General features: G+C 72.5%; 21 protein-coding genes. 12 read left to right on the top strand and 9 right to left on the bottom strand.

The window, feature by feature from the left end; genetic code table 11:
- The first annotated feature begins 20 nt into the window (after positions 1–20).
- The 5 genes from ABIA38_RS32915 to ABIA38_RS32895 all read left to right on the top strand — a co-directional run bounded on the left by ABIA38_RS32915 (position 21) and on the right by ABIA38_RS32895 (position 3,926).
- Positions 21–1,013, top strand: a complete 993-nt coding sequence (locus ABIA38_RS32915) for an ROK family protein (protein WP_424642559.1) — start codon at positions 21–23, stop codon at positions 1,011–1,013.
- A gap of 66 nt (positions 1,014–1,079) precedes the next feature.
- Positions 1,080–2,123: an SIS domain-containing protein gene (locus ABIA38_RS32910; RefSeq protein WP_424642558.1), complete on the top strand. Its 1,044-nt coding sequence runs from the start codon at positions 1,080–1,082 to the stop codon at positions 2,121–2,123.
- 198 nt (positions 2,124–2,321) lie between these two features.
- The gene (locus ABIA38_RS32905) at positions 2,322–2,579 is read left to right on the top strand and encodes a hypothetical protein (RefSeq protein WP_424642557.1); all 258 of its coding nucleotides are present in this window, start codon (positions 2,322–2,324) and stop codon (positions 2,577–2,579) included.
- Positions 2,580–2,692: 113 nt separating this feature from the next.
- Complete coding sequence (locus ABIA38_RS32900) at positions 2,693–3,187, top strand: metallophosphoesterase family protein (protein ID WP_424642556.1); 495 nt, start codon at positions 2,693–2,695, stop codon at positions 3,185–3,187.
- Positions 3,188–3,302: 115 nt separating this feature from the next.
- The gene (locus tag ABIA38_RS32895) at positions 3,303–3,926 is read left to right on the top strand and encodes a TetR/AcrR family transcriptional regulator (RefSeq protein WP_424642555.1); all 624 of its coding nucleotides are present in this window, start codon (positions 3,303–3,305) and stop codon (positions 3,924–3,926) included.
- Between the two features lie 34 nt (positions 3,927–3,960).
- On the opposite strand, the gene ABIA38_RS32890 is transcribed toward ABIA38_RS32895, so the two are convergent.
- Positions 3,961–4,395: a DUF3291 domain-containing protein gene (locus ABIA38_RS32890; RefSeq protein WP_424642554.1), complete on the bottom strand. Its 435-nt coding sequence runs from the start codon at positions 4,393–4,395 to the stop codon at positions 3,961–3,963.
- A 162-nt stretch (positions 4,396–4,557) separates the two neighbouring features.
- Positions 4,558–5,532, bottom strand: coding sequence for an ArsR family transcriptional regulator (locus ABIA38_RS32885; protein ID WP_424642553.1), 975 nt, complete (start codon positions 5,530–5,532; stop codon positions 4,558–4,560).
- Positions 5,533–5,587: 55 nt separating this feature from the next.
- Here ABIA38_RS32885 and ABIA38_RS32880 point away from each other — a divergent pair, with 55 nt between their 5' ends.
- Positions 5,588–6,898 (top strand): MFS transporter, encoded by a 1,311-nt coding sequence (locus ABIA38_RS32880; RefSeq protein ID WP_424642552.1) that lies wholly within the window; start codon positions 5,588–5,590, stop codon positions 6,896–6,898.
- A gap of 6 nt (positions 6,899–6,904) precedes the next feature.
- On the opposite strand, the gene ABIA38_RS32875 is transcribed toward ABIA38_RS32880, so the two are convergent.
- From ABIA38_RS32875 to ABIA38_RS32855, 5 genes are all read right to left on the bottom strand, one after another.
- Complete coding sequence (locus ABIA38_RS32875) at positions 6,905–8,290, bottom strand: esterase/lipase family protein (protein ID WP_424642551.1); 1,386 nt, start codon at positions 8,288–8,290, stop codon at positions 6,905–6,907.
- A gap of 251 nt (positions 8,291–8,541) precedes the next feature.
- On the bottom strand, positions 8,542–8,781 hold the full coding sequence (locus ABIA38_RS32870) for a helix-turn-helix domain-containing protein (protein WP_424642550.1): 240 nt from the start codon (positions 8,779–8,781) through the stop codon (positions 8,542–8,544).
- Between the two features lie 103 nt (positions 8,782–8,884).
- A complete protein-coding gene (locus ABIA38_RS32865; protein ID WP_424642549.1) occupies positions 8,885–10,102 on the bottom strand; it encodes a polyprenyl synthetase family protein in 1,218 nt (405 codons plus the stop codon).
- Positions 10,103–10,508: 406 nt separating this feature from the next.
- A complete protein-coding gene (locus ABIA38_RS32860; RefSeq protein WP_424642548.1) occupies positions 10,509–11,297 on the bottom strand; it encodes a phosphotransferase family protein in 789 nt (262 codons plus the stop codon).
- Between the two features lie 1,193 nt (positions 11,298–12,490).
- On the bottom strand, positions 12,491–12,655 hold the full coding sequence (locus ABIA38_RS32855) for a hypothetical protein (RefSeq protein ID WP_424642609.1): 165 nt from the start codon (positions 12,653–12,655) through the stop codon (positions 12,491–12,493).
- On the opposite strand from ABIA38_RS32855, the gene ABIA38_RS32850 reads away from it, so the two are divergent.
- The gene (locus ABIA38_RS32850; protein ID WP_424642606.1) at positions 12,629–13,015 is read left to right on the top strand and encodes a class I SAM-dependent methyltransferase; all 387 of its coding nucleotides are present in this window, start codon (positions 12,629–12,631) and stop codon (positions 13,013–13,015) included. The genes ABIA38_RS32855 and ABIA38_RS32850 overlap by 27 nt on opposite strands.
- On the opposite strand, the gene ABIA38_RS32845 is transcribed toward ABIA38_RS32850, so the two are convergent.
- Entirely contained in the window at positions 12,919–13,389 is a 471-nt protein-coding gene (locus ABIA38_RS32845; protein WP_424642547.1) for a hypothetical protein, read from the bottom strand. The genes ABIA38_RS32850 and ABIA38_RS32845 overlap by 97 nt on opposite strands.
- A gap of 487 nt (positions 13,390–13,876) precedes the next feature.
- Here ABIA38_RS32845 and ABIA38_RS32840 point away from each other — a divergent pair, with 487 nt between their 5' ends.
- From ABIA38_RS32840 to ABIA38_RS32820, 5 genes are all read left to right on the top strand, one after another.
- Positions 13,877–16,144: a fibronectin type III domain-containing protein gene (locus tag ABIA38_RS32840; protein WP_424642546.1), complete on the top strand. Its 2,268-nt coding sequence runs from the start codon at positions 13,877–13,879 to the stop codon at positions 16,142–16,144.
- Between the two features lie 130 nt (positions 16,145–16,274).
- Positions 16,275–17,297 carry an AAA family ATPase gene (locus ABIA38_RS32835; protein ID WP_424642545.1) on the top strand — a complete coding sequence of 341 codons (1,023 nt, stop codon included), beginning with the start codon at positions 16,275–16,277 and terminating at the stop codon, positions 17,295–17,297.
- A gap of 203 nt (positions 17,298–17,500) precedes the next feature.
- Positions 17,501–18,802 (top strand): DUF58 domain-containing protein, encoded by a 1,302-nt coding sequence (locus ABIA38_RS32830; protein WP_424642544.1) that lies wholly within the window; start codon positions 17,501–17,503, stop codon positions 18,800–18,802.
- A 259-nt stretch (positions 18,803–19,061) separates the two neighbouring features.
- Positions 19,062–21,200: a transglutaminaseTgpA domain-containing protein gene (locus ABIA38_RS32825; protein ID WP_424642543.1), complete on the top strand. Its 2,139-nt coding sequence runs from the start codon at positions 19,062–19,064 to the stop codon at positions 21,198–21,200.
- A 194-nt stretch (positions 21,201–21,394) separates the two neighbouring features.
- Positions 21,395–21,778, top strand: a complete 384-nt coding sequence (locus ABIA38_RS32820) for a hypothetical protein (RefSeq protein WP_424642542.1) — start codon at positions 21,395–21,397, stop codon at positions 21,776–21,778.
- Here the strand turns inward: ABIA38_RS32820 and map are convergent.
- On the bottom strand, positions 21,767–22,549 hold the full coding sequence (map, locus tag ABIA38_RS32815; protein ID WP_424642541.1) for a type I methionyl aminopeptidase: 783 nt from the start codon (positions 22,547–22,549) through the stop codon (positions 21,767–21,769). The genes ABIA38_RS32820 and map overlap by 12 nt on opposite strands.
- Between the last annotated feature and the right edge of the window lie 38 nt (positions 22,550–22,587).

Raw genomic sequence — 22,587 nt, 5'->3', positions numbered from 1 at the left:
CCGACTCGAGGAATGTGACTGTGACGATCGTGTTCGACTCCGCCGACCCCTCGGCTGATCCCACTTCCGATCCGCGCGCCGTGCTGGCGCTGGACATCGGCGGGACCAAGACCGCGCTGGCCACCATCGATGCGGCCGGGACCGTGTCGGGCGGGAGCCGGGTGGCCACCCGGGAGCCGGGGGAGGACATGGCGCGCGCGGTGGATCGGCTGCTCGGCCTGGCCCGGGAGCGGGTCGCGGCGCTGACCCGGGACGGGCGATGCCAAGTGGTCGCGGTGGGCCTGGTGTGTCCCGGCACGGTGACCGCGGCCGGCGTGGAGCTGTCGCCGAACCTGCCCGGGATCGAGCACGTGGACGTACTGGGCCTGGCCCGCGCCGCGTTCGGGGCGTTGCCCGTGGTGGTGGCCAACGACGTCAAGGCGGCCGGTTTGGCCGAACTGCGCTCGGGCGCGCTGGTCGACGCCGATCCGGGATTGTTCGTCAATCTCGGTACGGGCGTCGCCGCCGCGCTCACCGTCGGCGGGCGGGTCGTGGGCGGCGCCCGGGGTGTGGCCGGCGAGATCGGCTACTCGCTCGTGCCGGGCCGGCCGGACGAGCCGGACCTGGAATCGCTGGTCGGCGGTGGGCCGTTGCTGGCGCGTACGCAGGCCCTGTACACGCTCGCCGGCAACGCGCCGCCGGCGACCGCGGCGGCGATCCTGACCTCCGTCGATCCCCGGCTGCGGGCGGTGGCCGAGCATGCGCTGGACGTGCTCGCGGGGCACCTCCTCAATCTCTATCTGACCCTGGACCCGGCCCGGATCGTGCTGGGCGGGGGGCTGATGGCCGCCGGGGAGCGGGTGCTCGAGGTGTTGCGCGGCCATCTGGCCAAACATTCCCCGGGGACGGCGGATCCGGGCGAGGTGATCGTGCCGGCCCGCTATGTCCACGACGGGGCGCTGCGTGGGGCCGCCGCGCTGGCGTGGGATGTGGCGCGGGGGGAGCGGCCGGGGTGGGCGTTGGTGGCGGGGTGAGCCGTGGCGTTGCGCGCCATGGCGGAGCCCGTTCGGTTTTGGTCCGAGTCGATCGATGGGACGAACATGATGAACACGGTTTCTGCCGCGCTGCCCGCTCCCGGGTCCGTGATGGCCGCCGAGATGGCCGAACAGCCGGATGTGTTGCGCCGGTTGCTTGCTCGGCTGCCCGAGCTCGGCGAGGCGGTTCGGGCCGCGTCGGCGACGCCGCCGGTCGGGTCGATATTCGTCGCGCGCGGGTCCTCGGACAACGCGGCGGTGTTCGGGCGCTACCTGTACGAGCCGGCCTCCGGGCGGCCGGCGGGGTTGGCCGCGCCGAGCCTGGTGACCCGGTACGGCGCGCGTACCGACTACTCCGGCTACCTGGTCACCGCGTTGAGCCAGTCGGGGCGTACTCCCGAGATCGTCACGGCGGTTCGGGCCGCGCGCGAGTGTGGGGCCACGGTGGTGGCGGTGACCAACGAGGCGGACAGCGCGCTGGCGCTGGAGGCCGATGTGCTCGCGGCGACCGAGGCGGGCCCGGAGCTCGCGGTCCCGGCGACCAAGACGGTCACCGCACAGATGCTGGCCGTGGTCGGCATCGCGCTCGCGCTCGGGCCGCTGCCGGCGACCGTGGCGGATCTTGCCGATCTGGCCGAACTCCCCGATGTGGTGGGCCGGGTCCTGGCCGGCGCGGCCGACTGCGAGGGGCTCGCCGCGGATTGGGCGCAGCACGATCGGCTGGTGGTGGCCGGGCGTGGCCTCGGTGGGGCGGTGGCGTTGGAGGGTGCGCTCAAGATCCGGGAGACGTCCGGGGTGTTCGCCGAGGGGATCTCGGTCGCGGACCTGTTGCACGGGCCGATCGCCGCGCTGGGCGCTCGGGTTCCGGTGTTGCTGGTCGATCTCGGCGGGCCGACCGGGCCCGATTTGGCCGCGTTGCGAGCGCGGTTGGTGGCCGACGGCATTCCGCATGCCACGCTCGCGCCGGACCTCGGTGACCTGCGCTCGGAGTCCGCCCGGGCCATCGCCACGACCGTGCATCTGCAGAACGTGGCACGCGCCTTCGCGCTGTGTCGTGGGGCGAACCCGGACGCGCCGGCCGGGTTGGCGAAGGTGACGCCGACCACCTGAAGCAGAAAATGCGTGCGATCACCGAACCAAGACGGGTTTCCTTGCGTATCTGGCGATGTGGCGTGTTGTTCCCCGCCACTGGTTCGACCGAGGGCGCGTCGCCGGGATCCGGCGGGCGGGCCGGGGGGTGGTCGCTCGGGAACAACGGGGTCGGGCGACCGCGTGGTTCGAGGAGAACAGGCAAGGAGCGCGAGGCACATGAACGGGGAAGCCGGGGGGATCCGGGAATGCGGCGCAACAGCGGGTACCGAACCAAGGACGGGGGACATCGGCACGGCGGCCGAGTCGGTGAGTGTGTCCGGGGGCGGTCGTACCAACGGGGTCAAGCCGCCGACGGCGGTACTCGCGAAGGGGGCCGGCCACACCAACGGGGTCAAGCCGCCGAGCGCGCTCGCCCGCACCAACGGGGTGAAGCCGCCCGCCCGGACGGTCGGCGCCGGGGCGGATTCGGCGTGATCATCCGCGGGACGGCCGGTACTTGGTCCCGAGTCGGGCCGAGTCGAGGCGAGTAGGCCCGAATCCGGGCCCGAATCGTCGGCGCGCGCCGCGCGCGTGCGTACGGTGGCGGTATGCGAGTTCTCCTCACCTCCGATACCCACGTGCCGCGGCGCGCGAAGGCGGTTCCCGAGCGGCTGCTGACCGAACTGGCGGCGGCCGACGTGGTGATCCATGCCGGCGACTGGGTCGACGCCGCCGCGCTGGACCTGTTCGAGGCCCGGTCGCGGCGGTTGATCGGCGTGTACGGCAACAACGACGGCCCGGACCTGCGGGCCCGGCTGCCGGAGGTGGCCCGAGCCCGGCTGGGCGGGGTCCGGTTCGCCGTCGTGCACGAGACGGGACCGGCCGAGGGTCGCGAACGCCGTTGCGCGGCGCGGTATCCCGATGTGGACGTGTTGGTCTTCGGGCACAGCCACATCCCCTGGGACACGGTTGCCGAGTCCGGGCTGCGGTTGCTCAATCCGGGCTCGCCCACCGACCGGCGCCGACAACCGCATCACACCTACATGACGCTGACCGTCGAGGCGGGTCGGGTCGGCGATGTGGTCCTGTACGAGCTGGATTGAGGCGCTCTCGCGCGGTCGCTGTCGTCGGGCCCGGCCGCGGATCCACGCGGGCTCCCGGGGAAATGCCCCGGCCGGGCCGAGGCTGTTTCATAACGAGCGCTATACAATGGTGCGCATGTCCGGCGCTCCAGGTACCAGCACCCCCGGCCGCCCCCGCGGCTTCGATCGTGAGGCCGCGTTGGATCGTGCGGTGCTCGAGTTCTGGCAGCACGGCTACGAGGCGACCTCGGTGGCCGGGCTGACCGCCGCGATGGGGATCAAGCCGCCCAGCCTGTACGCGGCCTTCGGCGACAAGCGCAAACTCTTCGGCGAGGCGATCCACCGATACGGGGTCACCTACGGTGCGGTGGCCGGAGAGGTGATCGCCGCCGCGCCGGACGCCCGGTCGGCGATTGAGCGGCTGCTGTACGCGCTGGCCGAGTCGTACACGGAACCCGGCCACCCGCCCGGCTGCATGGTGATCACCGCCGCGGTCAACTGCACGGCGGCGGCCGAGGAGGTCAAGGCCGAACTACGGGCGCTGCGCGAGGCGTCCAAGGCGGCGATGCGCGCGCGAATCGCCGCCGACGTGTCGTTGGGCCGACTGCCCGCGGACACCGACGCGGACGGGCTGGCCACCTATTACGCGGCCGTGGTCCAGGGCATGTCCGCCCAGGCGGTGGACGGTGTGGACCGGGAGACGCTGGAACGGGTCGCGGCGCTGGCGATGCGGAGTTGGCCGCAGGCCGCGCGGACGTGAGGGCGCGCGGGCGCCGAACCGGGGCCGGCGGTGCTCACCGGCCCGCGTCGCCCCCGTCCTCGCGTTTCGCCGCGTCCTGGCGAGCCTGCGCCGCCAGGTGTTCCCGAGCGTTTGGCCAGCGGATCGGCAGTTCCTCGACCGGGACCTCCCAGAAGGTGAAGGTCGACGTGCGCATCGTCGGGCGCAGGGCCGTCATGACGCCGCGGTGCGGTTCGGTGCGGACGAAGGTGTCCAGCGCGTCGCGGCTCTCCCAGGCGGACAGCGTGTAGAAGGTGCGCTTCAGCGGCTGCGCGATCAGCGAGGCGCCGAGGGCTCCCGGCGCGGACCGCACCTGGCGCCAGACCGACAGCGACTTGACGAGGAACTTCGGTACGTCCTTGGCCGAGCGCACCTCGAACCGGGAGGACATCACCAGCGCCCGGGCGCCGGGGGTGGCCGGATTCGGCGTGGTCCAGGGGGCAGTGGGCACCGTGGGGCTCGCTTTCGGCACGTGGATCATGGGGACGGCAGGCAGGAGCGTACGTGCTCGCGCGCGCCCGGCGGGCCTGACCCGCCGACGTGTCCCGGACTTGCCGCCGGCCGCGAACTCGCGGCAGACACCCCGCGCCGCCCGCCCGGTGGGGAGCGGCGGCTATGCCGAACGTGCCGCCGCCAGGAGGGTTTCCGCCGCCTGGGTGCGGGCGTACAGGACCGTGCGGCCGGCTCGGTGGGCGCCGACCAGGCCCGCCGCGCGCAGGGCGGACAGGTGTTGCGAGACCCCGCCGGGGGTCAGTCCGGTACGGCGGGCCAGATCCGTCGTGGACGCCGGCGCGGTCAGTTCGGCCAGGAGCGTGGCCCGGGAGCGGCCCAGCACCCCGGCCAGCGCGTCGTACTCGGCGGTGCGGGTCGGCGTGGCCCACAACGTGCCGATGCCGCGTGGTGGGTAGCGCAGCGTGGGCTGCGGGCCGCCGTCGAGCGAGGAGAACACCCGGGGCCAGACGAACGCCGAGGGCATCAGGAGCAGCCCCCGGCCGTCCAGGGTGCGCCGGCCGCCGGTGAAGCGGTTCTGTACGTGCAGGGTGCCTGCGTCCCAGGTGACCTGCGGATCCAGGTCGTTGAACAGGTGGCGCGCGCCGCCCTCGACCAGCCGCCGGGCCCGGAACGACACGTCGCCCTGCAACAGGGTGAGGATCTGCGGCCAGTACGGTGCGAGGGCCAACTCCCAGTAGGTCTCGATCGTCTCGGCCAGCCGGCCCAGTTCGCGGTCGGGGTCGGCGCGCAGCGCGGCCATCCGCTCCGGGGGGATCGCCGAGCTGGTGGTGAGCGACTCGGGCGTGGTCGCGCGCAGCGTGGCGAGTTCGACGTCGAGCGAGGTCAACGGGGTGGTCGGCGGCGGGGTCAGGAAGCCGGCGATGGCCCGGGTCGGGACCGGGACCAGGTCGGTGAGCGGGGTCAGGTCGACCCGCGCGGCGGCCACCCGGGCCCGGACCTGCTCGCTCCAGACGCGATGGATGCCCAGCTCGTCGGCGCCCTTGAGCACCCGCACGCTGACGATCACCTCCCACAGCGGGGAGACCACGAAGCGGGTACGGGCCACGTCCTCCGGCGTGAACTCGATCTCGATCATTCAGTCCAGGCTAAATCATTGGGCCCGGTCGGCACGGCCCGGGCAGGCTGCGCGGATGAGCCAACCGCACTCCCCCTGGCGCATCGCCGACTTCCGCACGCTGTTCACCGCGGCGGCGCTCAGCGAACTGGGCACCAACATCGGCTACGTCGCCATCCCGCTGATCGCCGTCACCGCGCTGGACGCGAGCCCCGGCCAGGTCGGCGCGCTCGCCGCCCTCGGCACGGTCGCCTTCCTGCTGATCGGGCTGCCCGCCGGCGCGTGGGTGGACCGGCTGCGCCGACGCCGGGTGATGATGATCGCCGACCTGGTCCGCGCCGCGCTGATCGGCTCGATCCCGGTGGCCTGGTGGCTGGACGTGCTGACGCTGCCTCAGTTGTACGCGGTGGTCCTGCTCAACGGGTGCGCGACGGTGTTCTTCGACGTCGGCTCGCAGAGCTTCGTACCGCACCTGGTCGGCCGCGACGCCCTGGTGCCGGCCAACGCCGCCATGGTCAGCCTGATGGCCACGGCCAATATCGCCGGGCGCAGCGCGGGCGGCTTCCTGATCCAACTGGTCGCCGCGCCCGCCGCGCTGGTCTGCACGGTCGTCGGTTACCTCGCCTCGGGCCTGGGCCTGTCCCGGATCCGCGTGGACGGCGCGCCGGCCGCCGCGACCGGGCCGACCCGGCGGCTGCGGGCCGAGATCGCCGAGGGGCTGCGCCATGTACTGCGCCGGTCCGAACTGCGCGCGCTGGCCTGCACGGCGGCGCTGACCAACTTCGGCTCGCAGCTGATCAACGTCCTGCTGCCGGTGGTGTTCGTCCGCGAACTCGGCCTGCCGGCGGGTGCGTTGGGCCTGTATCTGGCGGTCGGCGGGCTGGGCATCCTGGTCGGCGCGCGGGGTGCCCGGCCGATCTCGAACCGGCTGGGCTTCGGCCGCACGCTGGGTCTGGCCGGCCTGTGTCTGGCGCCCGCCGCGCTGCTGATCCCGCTGATCGATCGTGGCCCGTGGTTGCCGATCGCCGGCGTCGGCTGGTTCCTGGCCACCACCAAGATGGGCATGGACAACGTCCTCGGGGTGAGCCTGCGCCAGCGGCTGACCCCCGATCCGCTGCTGGGCCGGATGAACGCCACCTTCCGCTGCCTGCTCACCGGCGCGTCGGCGATCGGCGCGGTGGCGGCGGCGCTGATCGGGCAGTTCGCCGGGGTGCACACCGCGATCTGGATCGGTGGTGGGTGTGTGGCGGTGGCCTTCCTGCCGGTCTTCTGCTCGCCGGTACGGACGTTGCGCACGCTGCCGGACGGGCCGACCGTCGTGGCGGCGGGATCGGGCGGCGCGGACGAGTCCCGCCGGTCGGCCGAATCGGCGGCGCGGGGGCGTTAGTCGGTCCTACCGGGGGTCGGTGTGGGCCGCGTCGAAGTGGGCGCCGGGGTCGGTGGCGGGGACCAGTTGGGTCAGCGGGGAATGGCCGGGGGCGTGCGCGGAGACGCGGAAGAGGCCGACCACCGGCAGGATCTGGCGGAACGTCAGGCGCTCGGCGCGGCGGATCGGCAGGGCCCGAGGCAGCGCGACGCCGGTGGCCACGTCGGTCACCCGGACATCGATCGTGGCGGTGGTCGGTACTCCGTCGAGGGTGATCTCCAGGGCGGTGCCGGCCGGGATCGCCTCGGGCAGGGTCAGCGCCAGGGGCAGCCGGTCGCCGGGACCGTCGGGGGCCGGGTCCTCGTGGTCGAGGATCGCGCAGACCCGGGCGATCGCCTCGGGCGTGGTCTGGAGGGCGCCGTGGGTCTGGGTGACGGCGAACGGCTTGCGCGCGGTGGGGGTCACGGTCGTCGCGGAGACGATTCCGTCGCCGTGTCCGGCCACGCGTCGGATCCGGCCGCATCGATCCACGTCGCAGGTGACGAAGCGGGGTTCGGCCACGCCGTCGTGGATCACCAGGGATTGGGCGGTCGGCTGTGCGGCTCCCACCAGCGGCCATACCGTGTCCCGGTGGCCGGCGCCGGACCGCCGCTCGTGTCGGGCGTAGGCGTCGGCCGCCGACCGCTCGTCCGCGCCGAGCGCCGCGAGGTCGGCGGCGGTCGGGCGGCGGATCCAGGTGCCTTCGTCGACGCAGGCGTCGGCGGGGAGCAGGTCGTACAGGCCGGGCATGGTCCGGGCCGGTCGGCGCAGGTGTTCGGCTGTGCTATCGCCCTCGCCCTCGCCCTCGCCCTCGCCGGCGAGCAGGCGGACCGCCTCCACGGTGCCCGCGAACGGTGTGCCGAGGGTGATCAACGCGCGCAACTCGGTCGAGCCGCCGAGTAGTTCGGTGAAGTGGCGGGCGACCAGGCCGCCCGAGGAGTGGGCCACCAATACCAGGCGGGCGTCCCGGCCGCCCCGTGGGTGCATCCGCCAGCGGCGCAGGTGTTCGTACGCCGCGATGGCCAACCGGCCGGCGTTGTACTCGACGGACAACCGCCAGTCGTACGGGAATTCGTGCACCGCGGCCGGGTCGGCGGCGGTTCGGCGCAGCGCCCGGAGCAGTTCGGTGTACGGCTCGAAGCCGCGCAGGAGCGGCGCCCACGCCGGGGTGTGCAACAGCCGGGTGGCCCGGATTCGGCCCACCCGGCCGGAGCGTTCCTCGTCGGTGACGGTCAGGGCGCGCGGGCCGACACCCGTACTCCAGGCCTCCGCGTACCAGCCGGGATCCGTCCCGCCCCACAGGGTTCGTCCCGAGGACACCTCGACCAATTCGCTACCCATGACCCCGGGCAGCACGATTACCGCGTCGTTCACGTTCCCCCCTGACTCGTGGCCGTCGCGTTCGGGCGCACGTCGGGGTGCAACCGGGACCACGCGCCCCCACGACGCGAGGTCCGCACCCATGGACGAGGGCACGACCGCCGAACCATCCTGGCCGGCACACACACGCGGGCGCAGCCGATTGGCCAACTCCGGGGTCTCGGGCCCACCTCGTTCGCCCCGCGCGCGATCCCCGCCCACCCCTTCGCCTACCCCCGCGCCCACATTCGCGGCCCGGCCCGGGTCTACCCCAGTGGTTCCGCCAGGCCCCGTTGGTAGGCGTAGCGGACTGCGTCTGCTCTGTTGCGGGCGTTGATCTTGGCGAAGGTGTTGTTGATGTGGGTTTTGACCGTGGCCTCGCCGATGCGCAGGGCGATGGCGATTTCCGCGTTGTGCAACCCGTCGGCGATCAGGCGCAGGACCTGGACCTCGCGGTCGGTGAGCCGGTCGGGGTGGGGCGCGGGCGGCTCGGGCGCGTCCGTCACGTCGGTCAACCTTTCGAGCCCGTACCCCTCGCGGTGATTCGGGCCGTGTTCGGCGCGATATGCGCATTCGGGCCGGTCCGTACCCCGGCACGCGCCGTACAACCTACCGGGGCGATGCCGTCCCCGACCCCGGTTTCCGTCCGCCCGCAAGCGCTCGGTCGCCGGCGGGCCGAGCCCAGCCGGCCAGGACCTCCGTGTACGGGTTGACCGGCAGCCACGCGATCGCGTCCCGGGCGCTCTGCTCGTAGCGGTCGGCCAGCGCCCGGGCGTCGGCCAGCGCGCCCGTGGTCTCCACCAGCACCCGCATCCGGCTCAGCGCGAGCTCCGGATTGCCCTCGTGCAGCAGGGCGTGCCGGATCGCCGCACGTTGGTCGAGGGTGCCGCGCTCGTGGGCGAGCAGTACGGGCAACGTCGGTCGGTGGTTGCACACGTCGCTGTCGGCGGGCTTGCCCATCGTCGCGGCCGTGGCGTCGTCGTAGGGCAGCAGGTCGTCCCGGATCTGGAAGGCCAGCCCGACATGCCGCCCGAATGCGCCCAGCGCCTCGACCGCCGCATCGTCCCCGCCGCCCAGGATCGCCCCCACCCGGCACGAAGTGGCCAGCAGCGCACCGGTCTTGTGGCCGGCCATCGTGAGATAGTCGCCCACCGGGCAGTCCAGGTCCCCGGCGAAGCCCAACTCGTCGAACACGCCCTGGCACATCGCCGCGCCGCCCTCGGCCTGCGCCGCCATCGCCCGCGCGATCCGCTCGCCGGGTACGCCGTACCTGGCGCACTCGGCCAGCGCGCCGAACCAGGCGAAGTAGAGGCTGCTGCCTGCGATGATGGCCCGTTCCGGGCCGTACGCGACATGTACCGCAGGCCGTCCGCGTCGCTCCTCGTCGGCGTCGATGATGTCGTCGTGGATCAGGCTGCCGGTATGTACGCACTCCATGCCGACCGCGGCCGGCAACGCGTGCTCGACCTCGCCGCCGACCGCGAGCGCCGCGTACATCACCAGCGCGGGTCGCAGCAGTTTGCCGGTCGGCAGCAGGGCGTAGCGGTGTACCTCGGCCATGTTGTCCGCGTGTTGCGGCCAGCGGCGGGCGAACTCGGCGGCCAGCACCGTCGGTACGTCCACGTTCGGCCGGTCGGACAACTCGTACGGGGTGGGCGTGCTGGTCGTGCTGCTCGTGCTGCTGCTGGTCGTGCTGCTCGTGTTGCTCGTGCTGGTCGTGTTGCTCGTGCGCGTCCGTTGGGTCGGCCGACGTTTATGCGTCGTGTGGGTCGGCTGGGTCGTGTGGGTCGGCTGGGTCGTCGAGGAAACCTGCGGTGTCTCGGTCACGGCTTGCGAACCCCCTGTGTCGCCCCCGGATCGCCGCCCCTGCCGCCGCCGGAGCGAGTGGGGGGTGACGCATGATGCGGACGCTCGCCGGCGCCCGGCTCAACCCAACAGACCCGGGCCGATCTGCGACAGCCGGGTACGGAAGCACCGCTCCGGCGTGCGCACACCCGAACGGGAATCCGTGCTTCCACTCCCCACGATCGCGTGGTTTCGCGCCGGGGTGGACGCGTGCGGGCGTGAGCGGGCGCGCACGAATACGCGCGGGCGCGGGTGGATGCGGGCGAGGTACGCGCGTTCCGCCGGTGGGGCGGGTGCGCGCCGTCCGCCCGGTCGTCCGGACAGCGCCGTCCGCCGGCTGTGGCGGGTGCGCGCGGCCTGCCGGTGGTCGTGGTCGATCGGCCGTCGGTCAGCGGTAGTTGCGCAGGCCGTCCGCCAACTCCTCGTCGTCGCCGTCCCGGAGCGCGGCCAGCGCCTGCTGCAAGGCGAACGTGCCCCGGATCGCGGCGATTCGAGCGCGAGTGGCGGCGTCGTGCGCGCCGATCCGGGCCAGTACGTCGGCCAGGAGCGCAGCGCCGTGGGTGGCCTCGATCGCGGCCAGGTCCTCGGCCGGATCGCCGAGCGAGACCTCGTCCCAGTCGAGCACGCCGCTCAGCCGAACCGCTCCGTCGACCGTCGTCCACAACACGTTGCCACCGCCGAGATCGCCGTGCACCACGGCCGACACCACCGGCGACAGGGCCTGTACGGCGGCCAGTTCGGGCTCGGCACGGCGTCGCCCGGCGGGCGACATGAGCGGATACAACAACTCCCGTACGTCGTCGGCGAACACCGTCCAGGCACCGCCATCGGCGCGGCCGAGCACCGCCCGTACCGCCGGTTCCGTAGCCGCGGCGGCCAACCCGGTCAGCAACCCGGCGTACTGCGCCGCCGCGGTCGACGGCACCGGCGCGTCGTCGGCGAGCGGCGCGCCGGGCAGCCGGTCGAGCAGCAGGTAGCCGGGATCCCGGCCCACGCCGAGGAGTTGCGGAGTGCGTACCCCGAGTGAGAGCCCACCAAGCAGCCGAACCAACTCCGCCCGCCGAGGCAACCGCCGTTCCGCCGCGCCGGTCCGAGCAAAGCACACCACCCGCGTCGCACCGACCACCACGTCGTGGAACTGGCCCTGACGCACCGTCAACTCGGCTGACCGATCCATCGGCAGCAAGGTCGCCAACAACGCCGCGTGTCGGCTCAACACCGTTGTTGCGGCGGCGCCGGCCGGTTCGATGCGACCCGGGGACGCGCTCAACCCGATACCCCTGCGGCCCCCGAAGTTCTACCCGCCCGCCGCCACTCGGCGACCGGACTGCCCGCCGGGCCGATCCGCATGGAAAATCCCCGTCCCCGCTTCGAGCTTGAACCTGACACCGATGCAACTTCTACGGTACAGACATGACGAAGCACCAGAATCGTCCCACCTATTTCGGCCCACCCGCCTCGGCCCCCTGGAGCTACCGAATCGCCTGGTCATGGCACCGATGACGCGTCGCACTCCGTGCCGGGACCACCCCCGCGTGCGCGGGGGCCACACAGAGATGTCTCCGGACCAGATCCGGTACGGGGGACCACCCCCGCGTGCGCGGGGACCACGATTACGTGGATCAACGATCACTTGATCGGTGGTGTTCCCCGCGCGTGCGGGGGTGGTCCCATGGAACTCCGAGCGGTGGGCCGGCCGGCCTCCGTGCCCGCTCGAGTGGCGCGTGGTGCCAAGTGGTGAACCGGGTCAGCCACGCGTGGGCCTTGTCGGGGTCGTGTTCGGCCCGCTGCAACGAGGGGTACAGCAGGGCGAATTGGGTCCAGGCCGGGCCGGTCACCACGTTGCCCCGGTTCAGTACACCCGGGGCTCGGCACGGCTTGCCAGCGTGGTCCGGTGTACGTGCGGGTTCGCGGACAGATGGGGATGCGGCAGCATGTTGCCGCCGAACGGGGCCCGCCGACGTGCCGTTCGTCGCCTCGCCATCGCTGCGCCAGGGCGATACGCCCGCCTCGGTCCAGGTACGCGCGATCCACCTCGGTTCGGCGGCCACCGGGGTCAGGCCGGCGGAGTCGGGCTGCGGAGCCGGGCTGTAGATCGGCGCGTGGGCGAACGCCAGTACGTGCCATCCGGATGTGGAATACCGGGCCAGGAGCGGCGGGGTCGGCCCGGACACGATGTGCGCGACGAGTGCCTCCCGGTGCAGTGGGTGGGGAGATGGGTTACACGGACTACCCGACGCCGGCCGGCAGAGGACCGGGCCGAGGCGGAGTGTCTGCCTGAGCCCGAGCCCGAGGCGGTTGTCGGTGTGCCGGCCTGCGCGTGACCGTGTGGCGTCGTGGAATGTTGATTGCCATGTCGAATGCGAAGGATCACGCCCGCGGGAGCTGTGAGGTGGTGGCGACCGAGTATCGGATCGGATCGGCGACGACGAACTCGCCTACCAGCCGCTGGATCGGGCCCTCTTGGCGACGCTCGTCGAAGCGGCGGGTGCGGACGGGGCGCCGATTGTGGATCTTGGCTATGGTCCCGGGCATGTCACCGGATGGCTCGCGGAGCGCGGTGTCCGGGCGGTGGGGATCGACCTCTCGCCGGCGATGATCGCGATCGCCCAACGGGAGTACCCGGGGGCCGAGTTCCGCGAGGCGACCTCATGCATCTGCCCGCTGCGGACCGCGAGTTCGGCGCGGCGGTCGCGTGCTACTCGATCATCCATCTTGACCGCGACGAATCGGAGACCCGTCGGGGATACGTACTTGTCCGCCGTAGCGCGTAGCCCCGCCGGCCCACCACCTCGGGCCTACCTCGGCCGGGTGATGGGGTCGAGCCTTGGGCGAGGGGCGGTGGCGTGGTCGGTGCCCAGGCGCCAGGCGTACAGGGTGCCGTCCTCGGTGTAGCCCCAATAGCTGCCGCAGCGCAGCGGTTCGCGGCCCGCCACCCGGTTCGGGAACCAGGTCGCGGACAGTCGTGGGATGGGCAGCCGGTCGGCGCGCGTGCACTCGATCGGCAGCTGCCCGCCCGGGAGTTCGGCCCGCAGCAGCCGTTCGCCGCCGGACTTCATCTTGTAGCGCACGTGCTTCGCGCCGTCCGGCAGCCAGCGCGGCATCGAGGTACGGTCCCGCTTCGCGGTGCTGCCGTTGTCGTATTGCGATTCGCGGGCATGGCGACCCGAGACCAGGTCCATCGCCGAGGGCGCGGTGAGTACGGCGCCGAACACCAGCACGGCGAGGCCCATCGTGCCCACGATCAGCTTGGATTTGCGTATGCGCATCTGTCGGCCCCCTCCGGCGTTGGTTCATCGGTTCATCGGTTCGTCCCTGCTGCCATCGTGCTCCACGACGCGGCGGGATGCGATGAGCATCAGGTCGCGTCTCGGCTACAACCTTCGGACGATTCGGCGGGGCGAACCGAGCCCTTCGGGCAGGGCCGAGGCCAGGCCCGGGAGTGAACGCCGGTTCGACCGGACTTTGCGTGGGCTCGGTGTCGGCCTCGGTGTCGGCCTCCGCGTGGGCCTCCGCGTCGGCCTCGGCGTCGGTCTTGCTGTCGGCCGCCGCGTCCGCCGCGTCCGCCCCGGTGTACCGGATTGTCGATGGATTGTCGATCACCGTGACCATTGGGTGAACGATCGGCGACGGGTCGACCAATCCTCCCTGCCAACCATTCGGAAGATGCTCTGACGTGCATAAGCTCCGACGCGCGCACGCCGGCACGGGGCATGGGGGCGAACGGGAATGGCAATACGGGGCAGATTCGAAAAGGTGGCGAAGCACGCGGCGAACCCGAAGGGCGATGCGGACGGCTCGACCGTCACCGCGGGCCCCGGGCTGCAACCGCATCGATTGGCCGGCGCGAGACCGGATCCGGACGGGGACCGGGACGCGCCGCGCGGGCGACGCCGGCACATCCGGCACTGGTATGCCCGGCTGAGACCGCGCCGCGATCGCACCACGGTCGCCGTCGCGATCGCCGGGTTGACCGCGTTGGTGGCCACATCCGTCGTAGTGGGCGTCGGCGCCGCGGGGGCGCTGCCCGACCTCTCCGACATGGGTGCGTGGTTGCCGAGCAAGGACAACGGGAGCGTTGTGCACGTCAACGGCGCGACCGGCAAGCCGGACGGCAAGGTGGTGCTGCCGGAATCGGCCGGGCATCAGCTCCAGGTGGTCCAGCAGGACGGCACGGTCGTGGTCGTCGACCAGCAGACCGGCACCGTCTCGCGGATCGACCCGGCCCAGCTGACCGTGCCCAACCGCTACGACTACGGCCTGCCCGGGCTGCGCCTGGTCGCGGGCGGCGGACGCAGCTGGCTGGTGGACGAGGCCAACGGCACGGTACAGGCGATCAATCCGGGTGATCTGTCGCCGCGCGGCGCGGCGTTGGCGCTCGGTACGAAGCCGCTGGGTCGGGCGCAGGCCGATTCGCGGGGCACGTTGTGGGTGCCGCTGCCCGAGCGTGGCCAGGTATTGCCGATTCGTGACGAGGGACCGGGTGTGCCGGTCGGGGTCGGTGCGCCGGGGGATCCGCTGCGGCTGACCCTGGCGGCGGATCGGCCGGTGGTGACGAACGCCCGCGCCCGGACCGTGATGGTGTTGGCCGCGGGCGGGCCCGAGTTGACGGTCCGGCTGCCCGACGCGATGGGCCAGGCGGACCCGGCGGCCGTACTCGCGCCCGAGACGACGCCGGGCAATGTGGTACCGGTGTTGGCGGGCGACTCCGGGACGCTGACGCTCGTCGACCTGGACCGGGGTTCGGTCTCGGCCGTACCGCTGGGGCTGGACCGGGCCGCGTACGCGCCGCCGCAGATCCTGGGCGCGAAGGTGTACATCCCCAACCGCAGCAATGGCCACCTGGTCGTATACGACACCGCCCGGGCCCAGTTCGACCCGCAGATCAAGGTCACCGGCGTACCGGGACCGCTGGACGCGTTCGTTCGCGACGGGCAGTTGTGGGTCAACGACCAGAACAACGCCGCAGCCGCGGTGGTGGATGGTGGAGGGGTGGTGCATCCGGTCGGGAAGTACGCGCCGGACGCGCCGTCGGGCGCCGGGAACGGGCCGGCCGGGCAGTCGCCGGGAACAAACCAGCCGCCGGCGGGGCAGCCGCCGAAGGCGGATGTGCCCAAGCCGGAGGTGCCGGTGTCGGTGCCGAATCCGCCGCGGCCGGAGGGACGCCAGCCGGAGCCGGCGGGGCGGCCGGTGACCGGCGCGGGGCCGAGCGAGGTTCCGGTGCCGCCGGTGGTTCCACCGGTGGTTCCGCCCGTCGTGCCTCCGGTCGGGCCGACCAGGAGCGCCGGGCCGACGGCTCCGGTGCCGGTGCCGCCGACGAGTTCGGCGCCGGCGTCCGAGTTGCCGACGACTCCTTCGGCTCCGCCGTCGACGCCGAGCACACCGCCGACCACGCCGAGCAAGCCGCCCGAGCCGTTGCCCGCGACGCCGCCGAATCGGCCGTTGGTCACGTCCGGGACGGGCACGATCGAGGTCAAGTTCGTACCGGGTGGTGGTGCGGCGGCGACCGGGTTCCGGTTGTTGGATGTGGCCGACGACCAGACCGCGAAGCCGCTGGAACTGGGCGCGAACGACACGACGCACCGGTTCCTGGTCACCGGGGGAAGCTGCGACTCGGAGTACACGTTCCGGGTACAGGCGACCTTCGCCGACGGGCAGACCGCGACGTCCGTTCCGTCGGTCGGGGTGCGGCCGTGTGTGGCGCCGACGACGGTGCGCAACCTCAAGGCCACGCTCAACGAGGGCGGCAAGAGCTACAAGCTGACCTGGACCCCGCCGGCCAACGTCGTGGTGAGCTCGACGACTTACACCGACTACACGGTCAACTGGTCGGGTACCGACCACCAGACCCTCAAGACCGAGATGCAGATCACCGGACTGGCCCCCGGCACGCCGTACCTGATCAGCGTCAAGGCGTGCAACTCGGCGGGCAAGAGTACGCAGCCGGCCACGATCTCGGTCGAACTCCCGCCGCACGTCGATCCGGCGACCGGGCCCGGCGGCCCGGACGCCCCGACTCCTTAGCGCTCCGAGCCCCTGAAGCCCCGCCCACCGACCGGGCGGGGCTCATCTTCGGTAGCCGCTCGTATTGGGATGAAATGCCTTGGCCGGCCCGGGCTGTGACCGGCCGTCAGCTCGGAGGAGCACACGCACCATGACCACCGCACCACCGCAACAATCGTTCCCGGATGCCGCCGAGTCGGCCGTTTCGATCAAGTTGTTCGCCGAGTGCTTCCGGGCGTTGGCGGACAACATCGAGCGGGTCTTCCGGGGCAAGCGCGATGTCGTCGAACTTGCCCTGACCGCGCTGTTCGCCGAGGGCCATCTGCTCGTCGTCGACGTACCGGGCACCGGGAAGACCACACTGGCCCGGGCACTCGCCGCGTCGCTCGCGGCGGACTGCAAGCGCATCCAGTTCACCCCGGACCTGCTGCCGTCCGACATCACCGGGGTGTCCGTATTCCGGCAGGGGAGTGGCGAGTTCGAGTTCCTGCCCGGCCCGGTGTTCGGACACGTGGTGATCGGCGACGAGATCAACCGGGCCTCGCCCAAGACCCAGTCCGCGCTGCTGGAAGTGATGGAGGAGGGCCGGATCACCGTCGATGGCCAAACCCACGCCGTACCACAACCGTTCATGGTCTTCGCGACGCAGAATCCGGTCGAGATGGCCGGCACCTACCCGCTGCCGGAAGCCCAGTTGGACCGCTTCCTGATGTGCGTCGGCGTCGGCTATCCGGACCACCGAGCGGAGATGACGGTCGCGGGAGGGACCGTGGACGGGCGGGTGGATCCCGGTCCGGAGGAGTTGCCGACCATCGTGACGGCGGCCCAGGTAAGGGAGTTCGCCCGGATCGCCCGGGAACGGGTCCGGGTCGCCGAACCGGTCCTGGACTACGCGGTACGGGTGGTCGCGGCCACCCGCGAACTGCCGGGCGTGCGGCTGGGTGCGGGACCGCGCGGAAGCGTCGCGCTGGTGCGGGCGATTCGGGTCCGGGCCGCTGCGCAGGGCCGTGACTACGCCTTGCCGGAGGACGTCAAGGCGCTGGCCCAACCGGTGCTCGCCCACCGGCTGTTGACCGCGCCCGACACGGAACTCGCGGGCGTGAGTGCGGCGGACCTGATCGCGGAGGTACTGGCTCGGGTCGAGGTACCGCGACCGGGGGCGGTGGCGTCCTGAGCGGGGGCGGGCTCGGGCGACCGGGTGGTGGTGCCCGGGGCAGTCGTTGGCCGGTGCGGTTGGGTGGTGGTGTCCCGGGCCGGGGTTGGCGGGGGCGGCTGAGCGGAGGGGGCCCGAGCGCCGATCATGGGCCTCGGTTGCCTCGGTTGCCTCGGTTGCCTCGGTTGCCTCGGTTGCCTCGGTTGACCTCGGGCGGGTGGCAGATGTTGGTGGGTTCCGTGGTGGTGGGGGTCGTGGGGTGGTGGTTCGGCTACCCCGAGGGCGTATTGCTGGGCGCTGCCGGGCTGTTCGCGGTGGCCACCGCGCCGGCCTGGGCGCCGGGGCGGGTGCGGCTGTCGGCCGAGCGGCGGTTGGTGCCGGACCGGGTGCCGCGCGGGGCGCCCGCCGAGAGTGTGGTCACGCTGGTCAACCACGGGCGACGGCGGATCGGCCGGGTCCGGCTGGCCGACCGCTGCGCGGACGAGTCGCGGGTGGTGGAGGTGGCCGGGCTGCCGCCGGGGGTGGCCCGCGAGGTGCGGTACGCCGTGCCGACGGAGCGCCGTGGGCGGATCACGGTCGGGCCGCTGGTGCACGTTCGGAACGACCCGCTGGCGCTGGCTCGGCGTACCCGCACGCTGGCCGGTCGGGACACGATCCTGGTTCGACCGCGTGTTCATCCGCTGCCGCTGCTGCCGGCCGGACGGGCACACCACCTGGAGGGGCCGACCTCGGCTACGGCGGACGGGGGTTCGCAGACGTTCCACGCGCTGCGCGAATACGTGCTGGGCGATGATCTGCGCCGGGTGCACTGGCGGTCGACGGCGCGTACCGGTGATCTGATGGTGCGGCAGATGGTGGATGTCAGCTTGCCGCATACGCATGTCGTGTTCGATACGCGGGCGTTGGCCTATGCGGGGGACGGGGCGACGGCGGCAAACGGGGACAAGGGCGGGCAGGGGGACAGGGACGGATTCGAGCTTGCCGTCGAGACCGTGGCGTCGGTGGTCTCGGCGGTGGCCGGGCATGGGCTGCCCGTGTCGGTGACGACCGAGGCCGGTACCCGGATGGGTGCCCGGGGTGGGCGCTCGGCGGCGCCGCTGTTGGATCTGTTGGCGGTGGTCGAGACGACGTCCGGCAGTTCGTTGGCACCGGCGTTCGCCGTGTTGGAGCGCGAACGGGCGGATGGGACGCTGATCGTGGTCACGGGCGGCGGCGATCCGGGCGGTTCGCTGCCCCCGGCGCGGATCACGGCTCGGTTCGAACGCGTTTTGGTGGTGCGCGCCTCCGCCGGAGGCGGAGGCCGGGATATGGCTGTGGACGTGGACGTGGCTGCGGACGTGGACGTGGACCGGGACTTGGCGCGCGGGGGAGTCGGGCGTGGGCGCGAATCCGGCTCTCGGTCCGCTGCGGCTGCTGCCGCCGCTGCTGCTGCTGTTGCCACGGTCTCGCCGAGCGGCGTTCCGGTGCTGCGGGTGTCGAACGCGCGGGCGCTGGTGGCGGGTTGGCATCGTGAGGTGACGCGGTGAACGGGGTTGGGCTCGGGCTCGGGCTCGCGTTTGCGTTCGCGCTGGCCGCCAGGCCACGTGTGTTGGTCGCCGGCGCCGTGGGCCGGATGCGGTCCCATTCGCGGAGTGGTGGGCCGGGGGTGGCGCTGTGACCTCCAGCGGGGCGGCCACGGCCATGGTTTCGGCTACGGCTACGGCTTCGGCGTCGGCCTCGAACTCGGCTCCGCGTGACCGGGTTTGGGCGCTCGTGCCGGTGGTGTTGTCGGCGCTGAGTGCCGGGATGGCCTGGCACCCGGTGTACGGGGTGCGGGCGACCGTCCCGGTGGTCGTGGTCGCCGCGTGCGCGCCGGTGTTGCTTGTGGTCGTGATGAGCGCGGGTGGGCGGCGATTGGCGCCGCTGTGGCGGTCGTTGCTGGTGAGCGCGGTCGCGCTGGTGCTGACCGGGTGCGTGACGTTGTATCGGGCCGATGCGATCGGCGGCGTGTTGCCCACGGCGGCGGGGCTGCGGGCGATGGCTCGTGATCTGGTGGACGCGCCGGATCGGATCCTGACCACTGTACTTCCCGTATCGGGCTCGGGGGAGGGCACGCCGCTCGTACTGGTCCACGTCTGTGTGTGGATCGCCGCGTACGCCGGTGCCGAACTCGCGCTGCGGACCCGGACGGTGCTGCTGCCGGCGGTGCCCGCGCTGGCCGTTCTGGGGCTGGCGCTGCCCCTCGGCGCGGCCGGGCCCGGTTCGGCGGTGATCCCGACGGTCGGATTCGCGGTCGCCGCCGGGGCGTTGGTGGTGGTGCGCGGCGCGGCACCGGGCGGGGCGCGGGGTGCCGTGGTGTTCGGTCTGCCGTTGGTCGCCGCGCATGTCCTGGTGGGGGCTGTACTGGCGCCGCCGGTGTCCGGGGTGGCCGACCGCGCGCCGTACGACCCGCATGATCGGATCAGTCCGCCGGCGCCGATCCCGGTCAGCGGCGCCAATCCGCTCGACCTGGTCTCGGCCTGGCTGCTCGACCCCGACCGGCCGATGTTCACCGTCGCCGAGTCCACCGGGTCGGCGGCGGATGCGGCGGTATTGGCCGACCACGACTGGCGGTTGGCCGTCCTGGACCGTTTCGACGGGGTGACCTGGCATCCGGCCGACCGGCTGGCCCGGACCGGCGGGCGGGTTCCGGACCCCGCCGCGAGTCCATCGAGGCGGATCGAGCTGACTCAGGACATCACGATGCAACGCCTCGCCGGGGTATGGCTGCCCGCCGCCGACCGCCCCGCCGATGTCGACCTGCCGAGCGGTATCGCGCCGGCCGTCGACCCACGCAGCGGCGCGCTGGCGGTGACCGTACCGACCGCGCCCGGGACGGCATATCGCGTTCGCTCGCGTGTACCCGTACACGACCCGGAACACACCCAGTACGCCTCCGCCGCCGACGACCCGGCGGCCACCGTGCTGCCCTCGGCCGACCCGGCGGGCCTGCCGATCCCGGCCTACGACCGGTTGCGCACGATCGCCGAACAGGCCACCGCGCACAGCGGGTTCCCGTACCAGCAGGCACTGCGGCTGGCCCAGTGGCTGCGGGAGAACCACCGGTACGACCCGACGGCGACGCCGGGCCATACCTACCGCGGCCTGGAATACTTCCTGAACGAGAGCCGGCGCGGTACGTCCGAACAATTCGCCACCGCCTTCGCGGTGTTGGCCCGCAGCCTGGGCCTGCCCACGCGGGTCGTGGTCGGCTTCCGGCACGGAACCCGGCAACCGGACGGGACTTGGCAGGTGCGCGGCGGCGATGCACTGGCCTGGCCCGAGGTGGAGTTCGCGGGCGTGGGCTGGGTACCGTTCCAGCCGACGCCGGGCATCCCGGGCGCGACCGGCGGATCCTCGTCCACTCCTCAGGCCCCGGGGGCGAACGCCCCGGCGGGCAGCACGGCCCAGCGCCAGGCCGCCGACCAGCGCATCGCCGAGGAGACTCGACCGAACACGCCGTCGGTTGCGAACTCCCGTTCGGGTCGGTCCACTTCCGGCGGGTCGTCGGTCGGTTGGTTGTTGTACCTGGCCCTCGGCGGCGGCTTGGCGGTGGTGGGTGTCGGGGCGACCTGGTGGTTGCGCCGCCGGCGCCGGCGGCGGTTGCGCCGAGGTGATCCGACCCGCCAACTGACGGCGGCGTGGGGTGTGGCAACGACGCACCTGGTGCGAATGGGTGTCCCCGCGACGGGTGCGCTGACGGTACGTGAGACGACGGTGCTGGGCGCGGAACGGCTCCGCGAACTCGCGGCAATGGGTGAGGCGGAGGCACTGGAGCGACTGGCGGACCGGGTGAACGCCGTCGCGTACGGCGGCCATTCGCCATCACCGGCAGAGGTGGCGGCGGCGTGGGGGTTGTGCGACGAGTTGGGCCGGTCGTCGCGGCGACGGGCCGCGAGAGCGTGAGTGGGTTCGGGGGCCATGGCCCAGGGTTCCCAATGTCCCGAAACGCCCTTGCCGCGAACCGGGTCGGCCGAACTACTCTCGACGGCCGACGACAAGCCCCATTCGACGCCGCGTGAACCACCCCGCCCAGACGCCCAGAGGAGCCGACCGAGACCGACCCTCACCTCCATCCCGGCCCGGATCATTGCCCCGCGTTGGTCGCCGCCGCCGAGGAATCGGCCCGGGCGCGCGGATTCGCGTACTCGTGCGAGCCCGAGGTCGGCCGCCTGCTTGCCGTACTCGCGGTGACCGTCCCACCCCGGCGGCCGAATCCTGGAACTCGGCGCCGGCGTCGGCGCGGCCTGGATCGCCTCCGCCCTGAGCCCGGACGCCGGGTCGCCGTCACCACGATCGAACGCGCCGCCGAACGCGCCGCCCGGAACGCCCAGTTGCCCTGGCTGGCCCACATCGACCTCCGGATCGACTTCCGCGTCCGCGACAACGAGCAACTGCTGCCCACACTCGGTACGTTCGACCTGATCTTCGCCGACGCGGCAGGCGGCAAGCGGTCCGGCCTGGCTTGGACCCTACGGCCGTAGCTGGGTCGGCAGGGTGAGGATTTCGGCTCCGTCGTCGGTGATGGCGATCGTATGCTCGCTGTGTGCCGTCCGGCAGCCTGTCGCGCTTCGGAGCGTCCACCCGTCGGGATCGGTGACGAGTTCGGCGGTGTCGGCCATGACCCACGGCTCCAGTGCGAGCAGCAGCCCGGGGCGCAGTTTGTACCCGCGGCCGGGCCGTCCGGTGTTCGAGATGTGCGGGTCCTGGTGCATGGTCGATCCGATGCCGTGACCTCCGAACTCGGTGTTGATCGGGTACCCCGCCTCGGTGAGGACGGAGCCGATGGCATGGGAGATGTCACCGATGCGGGCCCCGGGTCCGGCGGCGGCAATCCCCGCGCTCAACGCGCGTTCGGTGGCGTCGATCATCGCGACGCTCTCCGGGGGCTTCGATTCGCCCACGACGAAGCTGATGGCGGAGTCCGCGGCGACTCCACCCTTGGCGACGGCGAGGTCGAGGGTCAGCAGATCGCCGTCGGCGAGCGTGTGGTCGGACGGCAGCCCATGGAGCACGGCGTCGTTCACGGCCGTGCAGATGTAGTGGCCGAACGGCCCGCGTCCGAAGGACGGCGCGTAGTCGACGTAGCAGGACTGCGCGTCGGCCTCGACGATCATCGTCCGCGCCCACCGATCGATGTCCAGGAGGTTCGTGCCGACCGTGGTACGGCTCTTCAGCGTCTGCAAAATGTCGGCGACCAGGGCGCCTGTCTCCTTTGCTCGAAGCAGTTCGGTGGGGTTCAGGATCTCGATCATGCGGCGCCCTTCCCGGGTAACCAATAACTATACCGGCC

Source organism: Embleya sp. AB8, assembly GCF_049739465.1.
GTDB lineage: Bacteria > Actinomycetota > Actinomycetes > Streptomycetales > Streptomycetaceae > Embleya.
Note: the sequence above shows the minus strand (reverse complement) of the source record. Positions and strands in the feature narration are given on the sequence as shown.

Excerpts from the sequence above, each read along its gene's own strand:
- ABIA38_RS32825 (WP_424642543.1), top strand. The coding sequence starts at position 19,062 with ATGGCCTGGCACCCGGTGTACGGGGTGCGGGCGACCGTCCCGGTGGTC.
- ABIA38_RS32835 (WP_424642545.1), top strand. The coding sequence starts at position 16,275 with ATGACCACCGCACCACCGCAACAATCGTTCCCGGATGCCGCCGAGTCG.
- ABIA38_RS32905 (WP_424642557.1), top strand. The coding sequence starts at position 2,322 with ATGAACGGGGAAGCCGGGGGGATCCGGGAATGCGGCGCAACAGCGGGT.
- ABIA38_RS32830 (WP_424642544.1), top strand. The coding sequence starts at position 17,501 with ATGTTGGTGGGTTCCGTGGTGGTGGGGGTCGTGGGGTGGTGGTTCGGC.
- ABIA38_RS32845 (WP_424642547.1), bottom strand. The coding sequence starts at position 13,389 with ATGCGCATACGCAAATCCAAGCTGATCGTGGGCACGATGGGCCTCGCC.
- map (WP_424642541.1), bottom strand. The coding sequence starts at position 22,549 with ATGATCGAGATCCTGAACCCCACCGAACTGCTTCGAGCAAAGGAGACA.
- ABIA38_RS32900 (WP_424642556.1), top strand. The coding sequence starts at position 2,693 with ATGCGAGTTCTCCTCACCTCCGATACCCACGTGCCGCGGCGCGCGAAG.
- ABIA38_RS32860 (WP_424642548.1), bottom strand. The coding sequence starts at position 11,297 with ATGGATCGGTCAGCCGAGTTGACGGTGCGTCAGGGCCAGTTCCACGAC.
- ABIA38_RS32855 (WP_424642609.1), bottom strand. The coding sequence starts at position 12,655 with ATGCCCGGGACCATAGCCAAGATCCACAATCGGCGCCCCGTCCGCACC.
- ABIA38_RS32885 (WP_424642553.1), bottom strand. The coding sequence starts at position 5,532 with ATGATCGAGATCGAGTTCACGCCGGAGGACGTGGCCCGTACCCGCTTC.
- ABIA38_RS32880 (WP_424642552.1), top strand. The coding sequence starts at position 5,588 with ATGAGCCAACCGCACTCCCCCTGGCGCATCGCCGACTTCCGCACGCTG.
- ABIA38_RS32910 (WP_424642558.1), top strand. The coding sequence starts at position 1,080 with ATGATGAACACGGTTTCTGCCGCGCTGCCCGCTCCCGGGTCCGTGATG.
- ABIA38_RS32895 (WP_424642555.1), top strand. The coding sequence starts at position 3,303 with ATGTCCGGCGCTCCAGGTACCAGCACCCCCGGCCGCCCCCGCGGCTTC.